Origin of the sequence: Chitinophaga alhagiae (assembly GCF_003568665.1) — a bacterium.
GTDB lineage: Bacteria > Bacteroidota > Bacteroidia > Chitinophagales > Chitinophagaceae > Chitinophaga > Chitinophaga alhagiae.
In genome coordinates, this window is record NZ_QXMH01000007.1 from 47607 (window position 1) to 62731 (window position 15125).

General features: G+C 54.0%; 16 protein-coding genes. 11 read left to right on the forward strand and 5 right to left on the reverse strand.

The features are described 5' to 3' along the window. Positions 1-67 precede the first annotated feature (67 nt). The 5 genes from D3A97_RS24215 (at position 68) to D3A97_RS24235 (ending at position 5101) form a co-directional block, all read left to right on the forward strand. Positions 68-922 carry an alpha/beta hydrolase gene (locus tag D3A97_RS24215; protein ID WP_157986743.1) on the forward strand — a complete coding sequence of 285 codons (855 nt, stop codon included), beginning with the start codon at positions 68-70 and terminating at the stop codon, positions 920-922. After that, positions 912-1565, forward strand: a complete 654-nt coding sequence (locus D3A97_RS24220; protein ID WP_119081152.1) for an HD domain-containing protein — start codon at positions 912-914, stop codon at positions 1563-1565. The genes D3A97_RS24215 and D3A97_RS24220 overlap by 11 nt, the downstream gene beginning before the upstream one ends. 23 nt (positions 1566-1588) lie before the next feature. Then, positions 1589-2209 carry a class I SAM-dependent methyltransferase gene (locus D3A97_RS24225; protein ID WP_119081153.1) on the forward strand — a complete coding sequence of 207 codons (621 nt, stop codon included), beginning with the start codon at positions 1589-1591 and terminating at the stop codon, positions 2207-2209. Between the two features lie 58 nt (positions 2210-2267). Next, positions 2268-4091 carry an ABC transporter ATP-binding protein gene (locus D3A97_RS24230; RefSeq protein ID WP_119081154.1) on the forward strand — a complete coding sequence of 608 codons (1824 nt, stop codon included), beginning with the start codon at positions 2268-2270 and terminating at the stop codon, positions 4089-4091. A 212-nt stretch (positions 4092-4303) separates the two neighbouring features. Further along, complete coding sequence (locus D3A97_RS24235) at positions 4304-5101, forward strand: glycosyltransferase family 2 protein (RefSeq protein WP_119081155.1); 798 nt, start codon at positions 4304-4306, stop codon at positions 5099-5101. Here the strand turns inward: D3A97_RS24235 and D3A97_RS24240 are convergent. Next, positions 5098-6207 carry a glycosyltransferase family 2 protein gene (locus D3A97_RS24240; protein WP_119081156.1) on the reverse strand — a complete coding sequence of 370 codons (1110 nt, stop codon included), beginning with the start codon at positions 6205-6207 and terminating at the stop codon, positions 5098-5100. The genes D3A97_RS24235 and D3A97_RS24240 overlap by 4 nt on opposite strands. A gap of 36 nt (positions 6208-6243) precedes the next feature. Between D3A97_RS24240 and D3A97_RS24245 the strand changes: the two genes are divergently transcribed. Continuing rightward, positions 6244-7245: a glycosyl transferase gene (locus tag D3A97_RS24245; RefSeq protein ID WP_119081157.1), complete on the forward strand. Its 1002-nt coding sequence runs from the start codon at positions 6244-6246 to the stop codon at positions 7243-7245. Here the strand turns inward: D3A97_RS24245 and D3A97_RS24250 are convergent. Next, entirely contained in the window at positions 7190-7957 is a 768-nt protein-coding gene (locus tag D3A97_RS24250) for a glycosyltransferase family 2 protein (RefSeq protein ID WP_157986744.1), read from the reverse strand. The two genes, D3A97_RS24245 and D3A97_RS24250, sit on opposite strands and share 56 nt — an antisense overlap. A gap of 56 nt (positions 7958-8013) precedes the next feature. On the opposite strand from D3A97_RS24250, the gene D3A97_RS24255 reads away from it, so the two are divergent. From D3A97_RS24255 to D3A97_RS24270, 4 genes are read left to right on the forward strand one after another with little or no spacing between them, the layout of a single operon-like run. Continuing rightward, positions 8014-8952, forward strand: coding sequence for a nucleotide-diphospho-sugar transferase (locus D3A97_RS24255; RefSeq protein WP_119081159.1), 939 nt, complete (start codon positions 8014-8016; stop codon positions 8950-8952). After that, positions 8949-9962 (forward strand): glycosyltransferase, encoded by a 1014-nt coding sequence (locus tag D3A97_RS24260; protein ID WP_157986745.1) that lies wholly within the window; start codon positions 8949-8951, stop codon positions 9960-9962. The genes D3A97_RS24255 and D3A97_RS24260 overlap by 4 nt, the downstream gene beginning before the upstream one ends. A 3-nt stretch (positions 9963-9965) precedes the next feature. Beyond that, positions 9966-10937: a glycosyltransferase gene (locus D3A97_RS24265; RefSeq protein WP_119081161.1), complete on the forward strand. Its 972-nt coding sequence runs from the start codon at positions 9966-9968 to the stop codon at positions 10935-10937. An 11-nt stretch (positions 10938-10948) separates the two neighbouring features. Further along, on the forward strand, positions 10949-11596 hold the full coding sequence (locus D3A97_RS24270; protein ID WP_119081162.1) for a glycosyltransferase family 2 protein: 648 nt from the start codon (positions 10949-10951) through the stop codon (positions 11594-11596). A 229-nt stretch (positions 11597-11825) separates the two neighbouring features. Here D3A97_RS24270 and rsgA read toward each other — a convergent pair whose 3' ends face one another. Together rsgA and D3A97_RS24280 are read right to left on the reverse strand one after the other, a co-directional pair. After that, a complete protein-coding gene (rsgA, locus tag D3A97_RS24275) occupies positions 11826-12887 on the reverse strand; it encodes a ribosome small subunit-dependent GTPase A (RefSeq protein WP_119081237.1) in 1062 nt (353 codons plus the stop codon). Positions 12888-13120: 233 nt separating this feature from the next. Further along, positions 13121-13513 carry an acyl-CoA thioesterase gene (locus D3A97_RS24280; RefSeq protein ID WP_119081163.1) on the reverse strand — a complete coding sequence of 131 codons (393 nt, stop codon included), beginning with the start codon at positions 13511-13513 and terminating at the stop codon, positions 13121-13123. Between the two features lie 86 nt (positions 13514-13599). Between D3A97_RS24280 and bamJ the strand changes: the two genes are divergently transcribed. Next, positions 13600-14034, forward strand: a complete 435-nt coding sequence (gene bamJ, locus D3A97_RS24285) for a BamJ family beta-barrel-assembly machinery protein (protein WP_119081238.1) — start codon at positions 13600-13602, stop codon at positions 14032-14034. A gap of 66 nt (positions 14035-14100) precedes the next feature. Here the strand turns inward: bamJ and D3A97_RS24290 are convergent, their stop codons facing one another. Continuing rightward, a complete protein-coding gene (locus D3A97_RS24290) occupies positions 14101-15084 on the reverse strand; it encodes a GlxA family transcriptional regulator (RefSeq protein WP_119081164.1) in 984 nt (327 codons plus the stop codon). Between the last annotated feature and the right edge of the window lie 41 nt (positions 15085-15125).

The window sequence follows — 15125 nt, forward strand, 5'->3', positions numbered from 1 at the left end:
CTGAAGGAAATCCTGGAAAAATCATAAAAACAGCCATGGGTTTCATACATTTATAGGGATGAAACCTATGACCTGGCTCCTTTATGCGAGCATCATTTTATTCACCGCCTGTTCCAAAAAAGAAGCCCCTCCGCCCCCGCTGGGCCAGGAGGCCAGGCTCAGCAATGTAATTTACGGCCCGCACGCCCGGAACAAGATGGACGTATACCTGCCTGCCAACCGCAGCGCCGAAACGCCGTTTGTAGTATTGGTACATGGCGGCGCATGGATGGCGGGCAACAAGGAAGATATGAAGGGCTTCCAGGAGCTGCTGCTGGAACGCGGCATCGGCAGCGTTTCCCTCAGCTACCGTTACGCCAGCGCCAGCGTGCATTACGGGGAACTGATGGAAGACGTGCACAAGGCCGTTACGATGTGTTCCGGCTATGCCGCGGCCTGGGGCATCCGCAGCAGGAATTACGTGATCTGCGGCGCCAGCGCCGGCGCTCATATGGCATTGCTGTACGGGTACAAATATGACCAGCAGCAGCTTATCACCGGCATCATTTCCCTTTCCGGCCCCACAGACCTTACAGACCTCACCATGCTGAACTACGCCGCATCCGTGGGCCTGGGGCCAGCCATTTTCAACGTGACCGGCGCAACATACGTGCCCAACCAGCCGCTGGCCCCGCAGTTTGCCGCGGCCAGTCCCGTGAAACAGGCCAGGAACATACCCAGCCTGCTGATACATGGTACCGCGGACGCCGTGGTGCTGTACAGCCAGTCAGAGATCATGGCCGATAAACTGGAGGAACTGGCCGTTCCCTACCGGCTGGTGGCCATAGACGGTGAAGGGCATGACCTTGGATTGTACAAACCCGAAATATTCACCATCATAGAAACGGAAATCATTAACTGGATCAGGCAATATGGCCAATAACCCGACTATCATAGACACCACCGCGGCATTTGTACAGCAAGAGCTGGCAGGCGCGGAAGGCGGCCACGACTGGTGGCATATTTACAGGGTATGGCGGCAGGCCCGGCAGATAGCCGCCGAAGAAAAAGCCAACATGCTGGTGGTGGAGCTGGCCGCCCTACTGCATGATATTGCAGACCCCAAGTTTCACCAGGGAGACGAGCACATAGGCCCCGCCAAAGCCGCCGCATTCATGGCAGCGCACAACATACCCGCAGACATTGCCACGCATGTGGAAAACATCATCCGCCACATGTCTTTCAAGAACGGGCTGGAAGAACGGTCCTTTTATTCTCCCGAAATGGGCGTGGTGCAAGACGCGGACCGGCTGGACGCCATGGGCGCCATTGGCATTGCCCGCGCCTTCAACTATGGCGGGTTCAAGAACCGCGCGCTGTACAACCCCGCCATACCGCCCAATCTGCAAATGACCAAAGAAGCGTACAAACATTCTTCCGCCCCCACCATCAATCATTTTTACGAAAAACTGCTGTTGCTGAAAGACCGTATGAACACCGCTACCGGGCGCCGCCTGGCGGAAGAACGCCACCGCTATATGGAGGGTTTCCTGGACCGGTTTTACCGGGAGTGGGAAGGCGAATAACTGATTTACCGTATTTTAGCACCATGTTTGGCAACTTTATTGAAAACCGCATACGGAAAAAGATCAGTGCATTTGAAGCAATAGACGGCTGGCTAACACCCAATGAAGCGCTGGGCCTGTACCTGCTGGCCTCCAAACTGCCGCCCCATGCCACGGTAGTGGAAATAGGAAGCTGGCAGGGCAAAAGTACCTATTGCCTGGCCCGCGGCCTCCGCTCCGGCACCATTCATGCCATAGACCCGTTTAATGCCTCCGGCGGCTTTGACCTGCGGAGCGAGCAGGAGTACATGCAAAAAAAGGCCGATACAGACCTGCTGGCCCTGTTCCGGGAAAATATGAGCCGGCTGGGCGTACTCCACAAGATCAACGTCAAACAGGGTTACTCCAGCCAGTTTGCCGGCGATTTCGAAAAAATTGACCTGCTGTTCATAGACGGAGACCACTCCATACCCGGCTGCATAGCGGATTTTGAGCAATATGCCCCCAGGCTGGCGCCGGGCGGCTGGATCGCTTTTCATGATTATTATGCCGAAAGTACAGACCTTGGCTCTACTTTTGTGGTAAACAACCTAGTAATGCCTTCTGCCAACTTTCGTTTTTACCGCAGTTTCGATACGCTCTGGACAGCCCGGAAAATTCGCTGAGGCTGTAATGGCATACGAATCATTAATTATTTATTATATTTGTTCGACTTAACTATATATGAAGACATACTTCAGGCTGTTATCTTTTGCGAGACCGATAGGAAAATACGCGATACCCTATATTATTTTTACCTTCCTGGCTGTGGTGTTCGGCACCCTCAACCTGGCGCTGCTGGCGCCGCTGCTCAACACGCTGTTCAGCCAGCATGAGGTGGGGCAGACTATTGTGAAGCCAGACAGCCCATTTGACATTTTCAAGATGCTTAATTATTACTCCAACCTGGCTAATGCGCGCTACGGGCTGGAGCGTACGCTGCTGTATGTTTGCATCACCATTGTAACTTCTGTACTGCTGGGCAATATTTTCCGTTACCTCTCGGAGCGCACCATGGAGAACCTCCGCATCAATACCCTGCTGAACCTGCGGCGCTCTGTATTTGACAACATCATGGGCCTGCACCTGGGCTTTTTCAACAATGAGCGGAAGGGCGAGATCATTTCCAAGGTAGCGTCTGACGTGCAGGTGGTGCAATACACCGTTACCGGCACGCTGCAGGTGATCTTCAAGGAGCCGCTTACATTGCTGATCTACGTGGTACTGCTGTTTATTATCTCTTACAAGCTCACGCTGGTGTCTTTGCTGGTGATACCGGTATCTGGCCTGATCATATCGCGCATTGTGAGAAAACTGAAGCAGCAGGCCATTGAATCCCACATTTCTTACGGCAACATGATCAGCTATCTTGACGAAGCACTGGCGGGGATCAAGATCATCAAGGCGTTCAGGGCGGAAAACTTCATCAAACACCGGTTCAACAAGGAAAACGAGCACTATTCAAATATTGTGCGCGCCATGGCGCGGCGGCAGCAGCTGGCCTCTCCCGTTTCCGAGTTCATGGGTATTACCACGGTTTCGCTGATCGTACTGTATGGCGGCTCGCTGGTGCTCTCCAACGAAGGCGGCTTGAATGCGGCGGAGTTCATTGCCTATATAGCGCTGTTTTCCCAGGTGATGCGGCCGGCCAAGGCCATTTCAGGCGCGTTCAGCAGCATTCACTCCGGCATTGCGGCAGGAGAAAGGGTACTGGCCCTGATCGACGAAACACCGCAGATCAGGGATGCCAAAGACGCCAAACCTGTGAACGGCTTCCATGACAGCATCCGGTTCGAGAACGTTTCCTTTGCCTACACGGAAACAGACGTGCTGCAAAATATCAGCCTTGTGATACCCAAAGGCAAGTCTGTAGCGCTGGTGGGCCCCTCCGGCGGCGGCAAGTCTACGCTGATGGACCTGATACCACGGTTCATACAGCCAGGCAACGGCCATATACTGCTGGACGGCGTCAATATCCAGGCGCTTACCACGGAGTCTCTCCGCGGGCTGATGGGCATTGTGAACCAGGAGTCCATTCTTTTTAACGACACGGTGTTCAACAACATTGCCTTCGGCAAGCCTGACGCTACGCAGGCCGAGGTGGAAGCAGCCGCCCGCATTGCCAATGCCCATGACTTTATCATGGCCACAGAAAAACAATACCAGACTAATATCGGGGATAAAGGCGTTAAATTATCAGGAGGACAGCGGCAACGCATCTGCATTGCCCGGGCGGTACTCGCCAACCCGCCTATTATGCTGCTGGATGAAGCTACATCCGCGCTGGATACCGAATCGGAAAAAATGGTACAGGAAGCATTGAATAACCTGATGAAAAACCGCACCTCGCTCGTTATTGCACACCGCCTCAGTACGGTGCAGGACGCAGACCTGATCATTGTGCTCGAAAAGGGGCGGATCATTGAACAAGGCACGCATCAACAGTTGATTGACAGCAACGGATTGTACCGCAGGTTGATAGATATGCAAACTTTTAGTTCGAACTAAAAATTTGTTTGATACGTTATACTAAAAAAAAACACGCCGTTTGTGTAACAAAATGGCGGTACTGTACGACTTATATGTTGAACCCAGGTGGCAGGCCGTTTTGCGCGGGTATGAAAGAGCACAACGCAACCACAGGATTTATTATTTGAAAACCGGAGCGATCCTTGCAGGAATAAGGGCGCGACCATGGACCAATTGAAAACCGGAACAGCATGAAGAACAGCAACTTTACCGTGGGCATATTGGTGTCTACCTACAACTGGCCTCAGGCACTGGAAGTGATATTCAGGAGCATTATGCTGCAAACCCGCCAGCCTGACGAAATATTGGTGGCAGATGACGGCTCCGGCGCCGAAACGGCGGCTTTGATAGAACGCTACCGGTCTATCTTCAACATTCCCCTCAAACATGCCTGGCAGGAAGACGCCGGCTTCAGGAAGAGCGCCATTCTCAATAAAGCCATAAAGCTGGCGGAAGCAGACTACATCATTGAAATAGACGGAGACATTGTGCTCCATCCTTCATTTATTGAAGACCATATACGCCACGCCCGCCGCGGCATTTTTGTACAGGGCGCCCGCACCATGGTCAGCGAGGGCAAAACACGGGAGATACTGGCTACCGGGCAAACAGACATCAGTTTTTTCACCGGCGGCATCAGCAACCGGTTCAACAGCCTTCACCTGCCTTCGCTGTCATTTCTGATACGCGCCAATTCCCGCAGCTCGGAAAATATCAAGGGCTGCAACCTGGCTTTCTGGAAAGATGATTTTATTGCCATTAACGGCTACAACAATCTTTTTCATGGCTGGGGCTCTGAAGACTACGAGTTTGCCGCCAGGCTGATCAACACCGGTGTGCTGAAACGGCGGCTGAAGCTAGCGGCGGTGTGCTATCACCTGCATCATGCCTGCAACTCACGTGAGCAGGAACACATGAACCAGCGGCGCTACAGTGAAACGGTAGTAAAGCGGCTCACGTTCTGCACCAACGGGTATGCGGAAGTTTAATTGACGGAAGCCTGCCACATGGCTACGCCAATGGCCAGCGCGGGGTATAACAGCCATTTAACGGTCCTGTATGTATTGGAGCGGTAGAAGTTGATCTTCCGGATGCGGCCATCGTCATGAAACCGCTCACCGATGCGGTACAACTGCCCTTTTTTCAGCTTTCCCCACAACACGCCCACATCCTGCGCCAGCCGCAAAACGGCGGCATAATATATTGCCGTTACACTGCTGCCGGGGTACCGCTTTTGTACCTGCACGGCATTGGCAATAAATTCTATGCACACCACCCCGGCCATCATGAGCAATACGGCGCCCGTCCAGCCCGGTACGGGCAGCAGCAGGCATAACAGCAGCAAGGTTTCAGGGGTGTTCAGAAAATCGTAGTAGGTAAATTGCGGGTGCAGCGTGCCCAGGAGGCTGTTGCCAATGCCATAACGGAAAGGGCGTTTGTAGCCGGGCTGGCCATTGTTCCACCAGGGGTGGCTCACGGCGGCCTGCGGTACGCAGTGCAGGCGCTGCCCTTTGTTGTGCGTCATCAGGTTCAGGAAAAAGTCTACATCTTCCCCGCCGCCGGAAGCCGGAAAGACGGTGGAGAAACGCAGTTCTTCCATGGCCGTGCGCCGCACCATCACATTGGCGGTAGCCGCCCACGCAAAGGACGCACGCCGTTCCGCAATGCTGAAAATATCCATGGAGCCGCTGGCCAGCACCGCTTCAGAAAACCGGGTAAGGGCCGGCGGAAAGCGCACCAGGCCTATGAAACCGGTGGCCGCTGGCTGTTCTGCCGCCGCGGCCGCATATGCTTCCAACAACTGCGGTTCCGGCAACACATCATCATCCAGGAACAGCAGCCACTCCCCCGCTGACGAGGCAATGCCCCGGTTACGCGCCGCGGCGGCGCCCATATTTTTCTCGTTGACGATGATAAAAATAGTATTATTGTCTGCCATGCCACGGATAGCCTCCGGCAACTTTGCGGCAGGGTCGTCTATCACCAGGTAAAAGCGCAAAACGGCCCCGGCAGGCCGTTTCAGGCCAAGCACCGGTAACAGGTATTGTTCATCGGGCCGGAAAGATGGTATAATTACGTCTATGCTGAGCGCCATGGTGTGCGGCCCAAGTTAATTAAATCCTGCTGATCCATGAAAACGATTTTCACCATCTGTTCCAATAATTACCTTGCACAAGCGGCTGTACTCGGCGCTTCCGTAAAACAGCACGAGCCGGATGCCCGCTTCATCATTTGCCTGTGTGACGAGATGCTGGCGGACATAGACTACCGCAGCCTGGCAGACGAAGTGCTGCCCGCGGCAGACATTGAACCGCAGATGCCGGCGCTGGCCCTTAAATATAACATTGTAGAGCTGAACACCTGCATCAAGCCACGCGTGCTGGAATACCTGCTGGAAGAAAGACAGGCCGCCAAAGTGCTCTATCTCGATCCTGACATCCGGCTCTACCAGCCGCTTACAGATGTATTTGCCGTGCTGGACAATGCGCCCGTAGCCCTCACCCCGCACATCTACACGCCCATTCCGCTTGACGGTAAAAAACCGGCGGAACATACCTTTCTCAACTACGGCATTTATAACCTGGGGTTTGTGGGCGTTAGCCGGGGCAGTGAGGCCCTGCGCTTTATCCGCTGGTGGAAGAACATTACTTACCACCAGGGTTTCTTCAGGCCGGAACAGGGCATTTTTGTAGACCAGTTGCCCGTGAACCTGGCCCCGCTTTTTTTCAAAGGTATTCATATACTGGAAGACAAAGGGCTTAACATGGCGCCCTGGAACCTGCATGAGCGGCATCTTTCGGAGCAGAACGGGCAATACCTGGTGAATGGCGGCACCACGTTGAAATTCTTCCATTTCAGCTCATTTGAGCCGGACGTGGCGGAGTTGCCCCTTTTCCACTATGACCGCTTTACGCTGGCCGCCCGGCCAGACCTGCAGCAGCTATATGCAGACTACAACAGCCATATCAAAAAAGCGGGTTACTTTACTTTCAGCGGGCACGAAAGCGCCTATACAGCGCTGCGCAATGCCCATCTCAAGCATGAAAAACGTTTTGCCGTGAAACTGATGAAGAAACTCAGGGCCTGGCGGCAGGGTCCCAGAAATCAGGTTCCCCCTGCAGCCTTTTTTTAAGCTGCTTCCACCGCATTCTCATGTACATCCACCAGCCCATATGCCGGCGGATGAGCTGCAGCTTGTCCGTTTTAAAAGGTTTATCGTCCGTGGCAGCGGAAAATCCCGTCATGTTGTAACGGGTTATAGTGAAGGCATGGTATTCCTTTTTGAGATCAGCGTCTCCCCACAACATGATGTTCAGCGCATAGTCCGCATACACCCTGTACCGCAGGTTGTACCGGTATTTCCTGAAAGCGGCGGCGGGATAAATAATGGCCTGGTGGTTCATGCAGTGCTTGGCCAGGCGGTAGGCGGAAAAAGGGCCGCTGAGCAGCTCCATCCCTGGTTGTTGGGCGCCGTAATACGGTTCGCTGTTACCGTAATACACGGTGTGCGGATCTTTCAGCCGTACCGCCAGCTCGGCAAAGCCCGGCAGCAGCCTGTCATCCGCCCCCATAAAATACAGCCATGTGCCCCGCGCCTGCGCAATGCCTTTATTCAGCGCATCGTAAATACCCTCATCTGCCCCGCTGCTCCAGCGCAGCTGCGGCATGGTGTGTGTTTGCAGGATGGACAGCGTGTTGTCTGTACTGCCTCCGTCCATTACCAGCACTTCCATATTGCGCAGCGGTTGCGCGGCAATGGAAGCCAGGCAGGCCTCCAGCTCCGTACCGGCGTTGTAGGTAGCTATAATGATGCTGAGCGTGATGCGTTCTGTTTTACCTTCCATTGCTGTTAAAATAAAAAACTTATCTTTAATTCCCAGCATCAATCGTTTACAACCATATGGAGGCCTACTTAGTGCGATCACCTGTTTTATTTCTCCTCTTCAACCGTCCGGATTTAACGCAGCGCGTCTTTGAACAGATCAGGGCGGCGCGCCCCGCACGGCTCTATATTGCGGCAGACGGGCCCCGGGAGGGGAATGCAACAGATACCGAACGTTGCCGGCAGGCCCGCGCTGTAGCGGAGCAGGTAGACTGGCCCTGCACCTGCCAAACCCTGTTCCGCGAGCGGAACCTGGGTTGCAGGGAAGCCGTGGCATCCGCCATTACCTGGTTTTTTGAACAGGAAGAAGAAGGCATTATACTGGAAGACGATTGCCTGCCTAACAGCAGTTTTTTCCGTTTTTGCGATACGCTGCTGGAAAAATACCGGTACGACGAGCGGGTGCGCATCATTACCGGCACCAACCTGCAAATGGGCCGGCAGTGGGGCCATGCCAGCTATTACTTTTCCCAGTACAGCAACATCTGGGGCTGGGCAAGCTGGCGGCGCGTATGGGAACGGTATGACCCGGCGCTGCGGCAATACACAGCGGAGGAAGCGGCCCTTTATATACGGAAAGTATTTGACGATCCGTTCTTAGTAAAAGAATGGGAAAAAATATTCACGGCCCTGAAGGCCGGGAAAATTGATACCTGGGATTATCAGCTGAACCTGATCACATTTTTCGAGAACGGCCTTTGCGCCACGCCCAACGTAAACCTGATCAGCAACATCGGTTTCAGGGCAGACGGCACGCATACGCACAACCCGGCCAACCATCACGCGGCGCTGCCAGCGGGTGAATTGACGAACATCACGCATCCTGTGTATTTTGTACCTGAAAAGGCCGCGGACTATTATTTCCTCGAAAAGGAATTTGATCTGGCACAAAAATGGAGAAGGCACAGGAAACTTAAAAACAGATTGAAAAGATGGATGAAAAGCCTGTTTCAATGAAGACCAGCTATGACAAGGACTATTCCATTGTGATATGCACTTACAATCCTGACGAGCGCCTGCTGGCCAGGTGCCTGAAAGCCGTATCCGGTCTGGACAGGGAGGGTTTGCGCACGGAGGTGATACTGGTAGACAACAACAGCAGAACGCCTGTACGGAGCCTGGCTTACGTGCAAGAACATACGAAAGATATTCCCGGTTGCCAGATACTGGAAGTAAAAGAGCAGGGCGTGAAATACGCCCGCATGGCCGCTATAGAAAAAGCGCTGGGCAAATTCATCGTCTATATAGATTATGATAACGAACCGGCTCCCGGCTACCTGCAGGAGCTGAAAAAACTGAACGAACGTTTTCCGCAGGTAGGCGCCTGGGGCCCCGGCCATGTATATGTTGATTTTATTGACGGCGTAGACCGGAAGATAGAAGGATATGCCCGTATGGCCTTCCAGGAGCGGCACGATGCGGATACCGAGTTTTCTACCGAGCGGGACTGGCAGCATTGTTACCCCTTCGGCACAGGGCTGTGTACCTACACCTTTCTGCTGAAAGAATATATTCAACTGGCCCTGCAGGGCCGTTTCACGCAGCCCGGCAGAACAGGCGCAGCGCTCACCAGCGGAGAAGACACGCAGATGGTGCTGCTCTGCATCAGCAAGGGATATGCCGCGGGGGTATCTCCCGCCCTGCAGATGCATCACATCATTCCCCGCAACCGCGCCAACCGCAAATACCTGCAGCGGCTGGCCTGGGGCACCGGCCTGTGTTATGAAAGCTGCATGCTGGAAGTGTTCCCGGAAAGGAAACCGCAACTGCTGCGGCGGCTGATGGCGGAAGCCAAGTTCAGCAGGCAAGCGCTGAAGCGTACCATTAACACCACCTGGCACCGCAACCCTATGAAAAAATTTGAGCTGGTGCGGTTTCTCAGCATCAACGCCGGCATCTACACCGCGCTCAACAAACCTTTGCCCGCTACCGTGGTGAATATTGTAAAATTCCTGAACCTCCAATAACAGATGTCCGTACAAGTATCCGTTATTATATGCTGCTTTAACAGCGCCGCCCGCCTACCGGACACGCTGCGCCACCTTGCACAGCAACAGCCGCCGGCGCAAGGCAGCTGGGAAGTGCTGGTGATAGACAATGCCTCTACAGATCGCACCGCCGCCACGGCAACAGATTGCTGGCAACGCTTTGGCCCGCCCGGCGTACCCTTGCGGGTAGTGCCGGAGCCGCAGCCCGGTCAAATGCATGCCCGTAAAAAAGGCGTGCAGGAGGCACAGGCGGAATACCTGGTATTTTGTGACGATGATAACTGGCTAAGCCCGAACTACGTGGCCCATGCCCTGGAAATGGCGCAGCAGCCGCAGTTTGGCGCCGGCGGCGGCAAAAACGTGCCGGTAACGGACGCCTCCGCCTACCCGGACTGGTTTGAGGAGTATAAAGATAAATACGCCATCAGCATCCGTTTCGGCCCGTCCGGAGATGTAAGCAGCCGCGGGCTGGTACTGGGCGCGGGCCTCGTTACGCGCAAATCCCTCTTCCTGGAAGTGAACAGCCACCGCTATCCTTCCCTGCTCAACGGCCGGGATGGGCAGCACCTCAGCACCGGCGATGATTTTGAATACTGCAAACGCCTGCTGCTGTGGGGTTATAAACTGTATTACGATGAACAGATGGTATTGCAGCACTTCATTCCCCGGGAACGCCTCACCATCCCCTACCGGGAAAAACTGATGGCCGGCATTATGGAAGCGGGAAAAGTGCTGGGAGAATACGATCTTGCGCTTCGCCTGCACCTCAAAAACAGTCAAAAGAACCGCTGGCGCCTCCTGGCACTGGCGCCGTTCAGGATATTGCTCTGCCGCCTCGGGCTTACAGACCGGCAGCTGCAAGACGAACAGCTGACCCTGTTCTACCTTTCGCCGTTGCCAGGTAAAACCAACACCCCGCGGGCGCTGATCAAAAAATTCATATACAGACAATAAAAAACAACAGCATGTTCTTTAAAAAGAAAAACCAGGAACGGTCCCTTTTCAAAATATTCTCTTTCTATAACCAGAACGTACACCCGGATGTGCCGGTATACCAGAAGGCCGTGTTTGACAAGTTCGGCGTCAGCATCAACCATGTATTTGACAAACGTTTCAGCCATGGCGATTTCCTGAACCACGTATGCCGCAACGTAACGGATACGGATTACATCATCATTTTCGACATAGACTGCATACCCACCCACCCGCAATGGCTGCAACTGCTGCTGAATGACCTGCTGGAGCCGCGTACCATTGTAGGCGCCGCGCAAACCGCCAACCATTTGCGCAACGGGCAAAACCTCTATGTATCACCTTTCTTTTTTGCCATTTCTACCGCCTACCTGAAAGAACTGCACTACCCGGACATGAACATGACGGAAGATATGGACGCGGGGCAAAACCTTACAGAGCACGTTCAGCGGAACAAGGGGCAGGTAAAATACTGGTGGCCTACGCATATTGAGGAAGAAAAGTGGGACCTCTACCACCCGGAGCACAAACGTTTTGGGTTGGGCACTACCTACAATAACGCCATCTACCACGCTTTTTATTCAAGGGATAACATCTCCGCGCGGTTCATTGAGAAATGCAGGGAAGTGACGGGGGAATGATACAGCTTATTTCAGCGTACGCAGAAAAGCCCCGATTTACCGGGGCTTTTCTGCCTTCTGGGCTTCCGTAGCGCCATCCCACATATCGTTATGTATATGGCAATTTCACTACCGTCATCTGGTAACGGGCCTGCTCAGCCGGCTTGGGCATTACACCGCTGTCTGCCGGCTGGTCACTGGAGCGGAGGAAAAGCAACCGCGTGTGTTCCGGGTGCCTGGTCTGTTTGGATCAATACTTACGGTCTTTCCTGTGCCTGGAGATCTGGTTCGCCAATTTGCTGAATTTGCGTTCGTTCCGCCGTTTATCCGCTTCGCTGGCCTGAAAATGGTATTGCTCGCGCAGGAGTTTCAGATAGCTGCGGTAAACAAGGTCCGGCAAAGCGCCATTGTCCATGGCCGCCAGCACCGCGCACCCTGGTTCATGCTGGTGAGTGCAATCGGCAAAGCGGCATTGTGGCGCCAGTTCCTCTATCAACGGGTGAAACACGCCTGCTGCGCCGGCCTCGCTGGTGAGCCCGAACTCGCGCATGCCCGGTGCGTCGATAATCATGCTGCCATTGGGCAACTGTATGAGGTGGCGCGCCGTGGTGGTGTGTTTACCTTTGTTGTTGGCCTTACTGGTTGCGCCTACTTCCTGCACCCTGAAGCCGAGGAGGCTATTGAGCAAGGTACTTTTCCCGACGCCCGACGATCCCAGGAAAATATAGGTGTGCCCCGGCAGCAGAAATTCCCGGGCCCAGGCGTCCTGTTGCGCTGAATCGAGCGCACTGGTAAGGATCACAGGGCATTCGTACCCCAGCTCCCTCACCTCCTGCCGGTAGATTTCCGGATCAGGCACGAGGTCGGCCTTATTGAGCAGAACGATGGGTTGGATATGGCACTGCACCACCTGCTGCAGGTACCGTTGCAGGCGCATGGGGTTGTAGTCCCGGTCCAGCCCCTGAACGATAAACGCCGTGTCGATATTGGCCGCCAGTACCTGCCGGCCGCTTTGTGTGCCGGGGGCCTTGCGGCTGAGTTCATTGATGCGCGGCAGCGAATCGATGATGATCCCTTCTTCCTCGTACCGTTTTACCAGCACCCAATCGCCCACTTTCGGGCAGGTATCCGCTTCGCGCGTGTGGACCAGGGCGCCGGCGAGCTGCGCTTCGATGGCGCCTGTTTCGGTGATCAGTATATGTTTAAATCCTTGAATAGACAGGACCCTTGCTGCTTCGAGGTCCTGATGCGGGTTTGATCCGAAATGACGCATGAAATGCCCATTCCATCCGTACGACTGTAATGTCGACATGGTCATACAATTCTGATCCTGTCCGCGCGGGAGGGCGCGGCAGGACGGTTACAATAAATCAGTTATTGACAATCAACGCAGGTAAAAGAGAAAAATACTTTGTGGCCTGCGTCAGGCAGCAATGTCCGACTGGAGATGATATGTTGATGGGCGTGTCATGAGACACAAAGGTAAGGACTTTTTGGGGAAATGAACGTTAGCGCCATCAATGCACGCTGCGGCATAAAAAAACATCAGTCTTCCCGCAGCCGCTCGTCTGTATACGTAATGGTGGTTTTGCCATGCGGCGCGGGCACGCCGTTTTCATCTACGCTCACAAACACTATTTTATCAATGGTGAGAATGGTTTTCTGCGTGATCTTGTTCCTCACCTGGCAGGCAAGCGTGAGAGAAGTACGGCCAAAGTGGATCGCCTTGATGCCCAGCTCCACAATATCTCCCTGCCGCGCGGAGTTGATGAAATTGATCTCTGACATGTACTTGGTAACGCAGCGGTTGGTGCCCAGCTGAATAATGGTGTAAATGGCGGCCTCTTCATCTATCCACCGCAGCAGGCTGCCGCCAAAGAGGGTGCCATGTGCGTTGAGGTCTTCCGGCTTCACCCATTTCCTGGTATAAAAATTCATGCTATATGGTTTGAATGCTGCGCAAAATTAGCAAAATGCGGGCACAGCGCAGCGTGGAAATGGTGTATCTTTGCAAAAATTCAAACATGGGAATTGCAGATAAACTCTTTCAGTTGAAAAATGAAAAAGCCGCGGCTAACCTCAAGGCCGGGCAGGACTTTTTGGCCGCCAACCAGCAGAAACCCGGTGTGGTGGCCCTGCCCAGCGGCCTCCAGTACGAAGTGATAACGGAAAGCAACGGCCCCAGGCCCACCGCTACCAGCAAAGTGACCTGCCACTACCATGGCACGCTGATAGACGGTACGGTGTTTGACAGCTCCGTGCAGCGCGGCCAGCCCGCCACCTTTCCCCTCAATATGGTGATCAAGGGGTGGACGGAAGGCCTGCAGCTGATGCCGCAAGGCAGCAAATGGCGTTTCTTCATACCACCTCACCTTGGTTATGGAGACCGGCAGGTAAGCGCGCAGATCGGCGCCAACAGCACCCTGGTATTTGAAGTGGAGTTGCTGGGTATCAGCTAGGTCTGACAACAATGCCCGGCCAGCGCACTGGTACCGGGCATGATGATATTGTAAGGGCCGCTATGGTTAAGCCGTAGCGGCTTCTTTATTGTATTTGTTCCTGTACTCTATGGGCGAAAGGCCGGTTACGCGCTTGAACACCGTACGGAAGGCCTTGGTATCTGAATACCCAACATCGTACATCAGTTCGTTCACGCTCTTGCGGCTGGTTTCCAGCGCTTTTTTGGCCGCTTCCATCTTCACCCTTTGAATGTACTCCACTACCGTGTTGGAGGTGGCCTTTTTGAAACGGCGCTCCAGGTTGCGGCGGCCCAGTGCAAACATGGAAGCAAGCTGGTCTACCGTAATTTTTTCCTGCCAGTTCTTTTCAATGAACTCCTGCGCTTCCCGGATGGGGGTATCTTCATGCTCCTTCTGCCCCTGGAATATGATGAAGGGAGACTGGCTCACCCGGTCCGGGTCTATCATGAATACCTTGGAAATGAGCACGGCCACGTCTCTGCCCGCATGTTTCTCTACCAGGTAAATGAGCAGGTTCAGGAAAGAATAAGCCCCGCCGCTGGTGTAAATGCCGTCTTCTTCCGTCATGATCTTATCGTCTACCACGTTCACGTCAGGGAACATCTGCCTGAAATCATTCACCATTTTCCAGTGGGTAGCGCACTGCCGGCCTTTCAACAGGCCCGTGCCGGCCAGGAGGTAAGCGCCCACGCAGAACGTGGCAATTTCGGCGCCGTTGTTATATTGGTCTACCACCCAGGGTATGAACTCCTTGTTCAGTTCCAGCACCGTATTAGGCTGGTCTTGCGTGGCGGGTATGATGATCAGGTCTGTTTTTTTAACGTCTTTCACCAGCACGTCCGGCGTAACGGTGAACAGGCCGTTGCGCTGCACAGACTCATGGGCAATGCCCACCAGCTGGATCTGGAAAAGCGGGTCGCGCTCCATGGAGGCCAGCAAGGTATTTACCTCTGAAAGGATGTGATAGGTGCCTTCCATATTGACCAGGCTCGTAAGCCCGCGCGGAACAAGAATGGATACGTGTTTCATATTATAAATGTAGTACAAATTATTGTCGCAATCAACCCCTC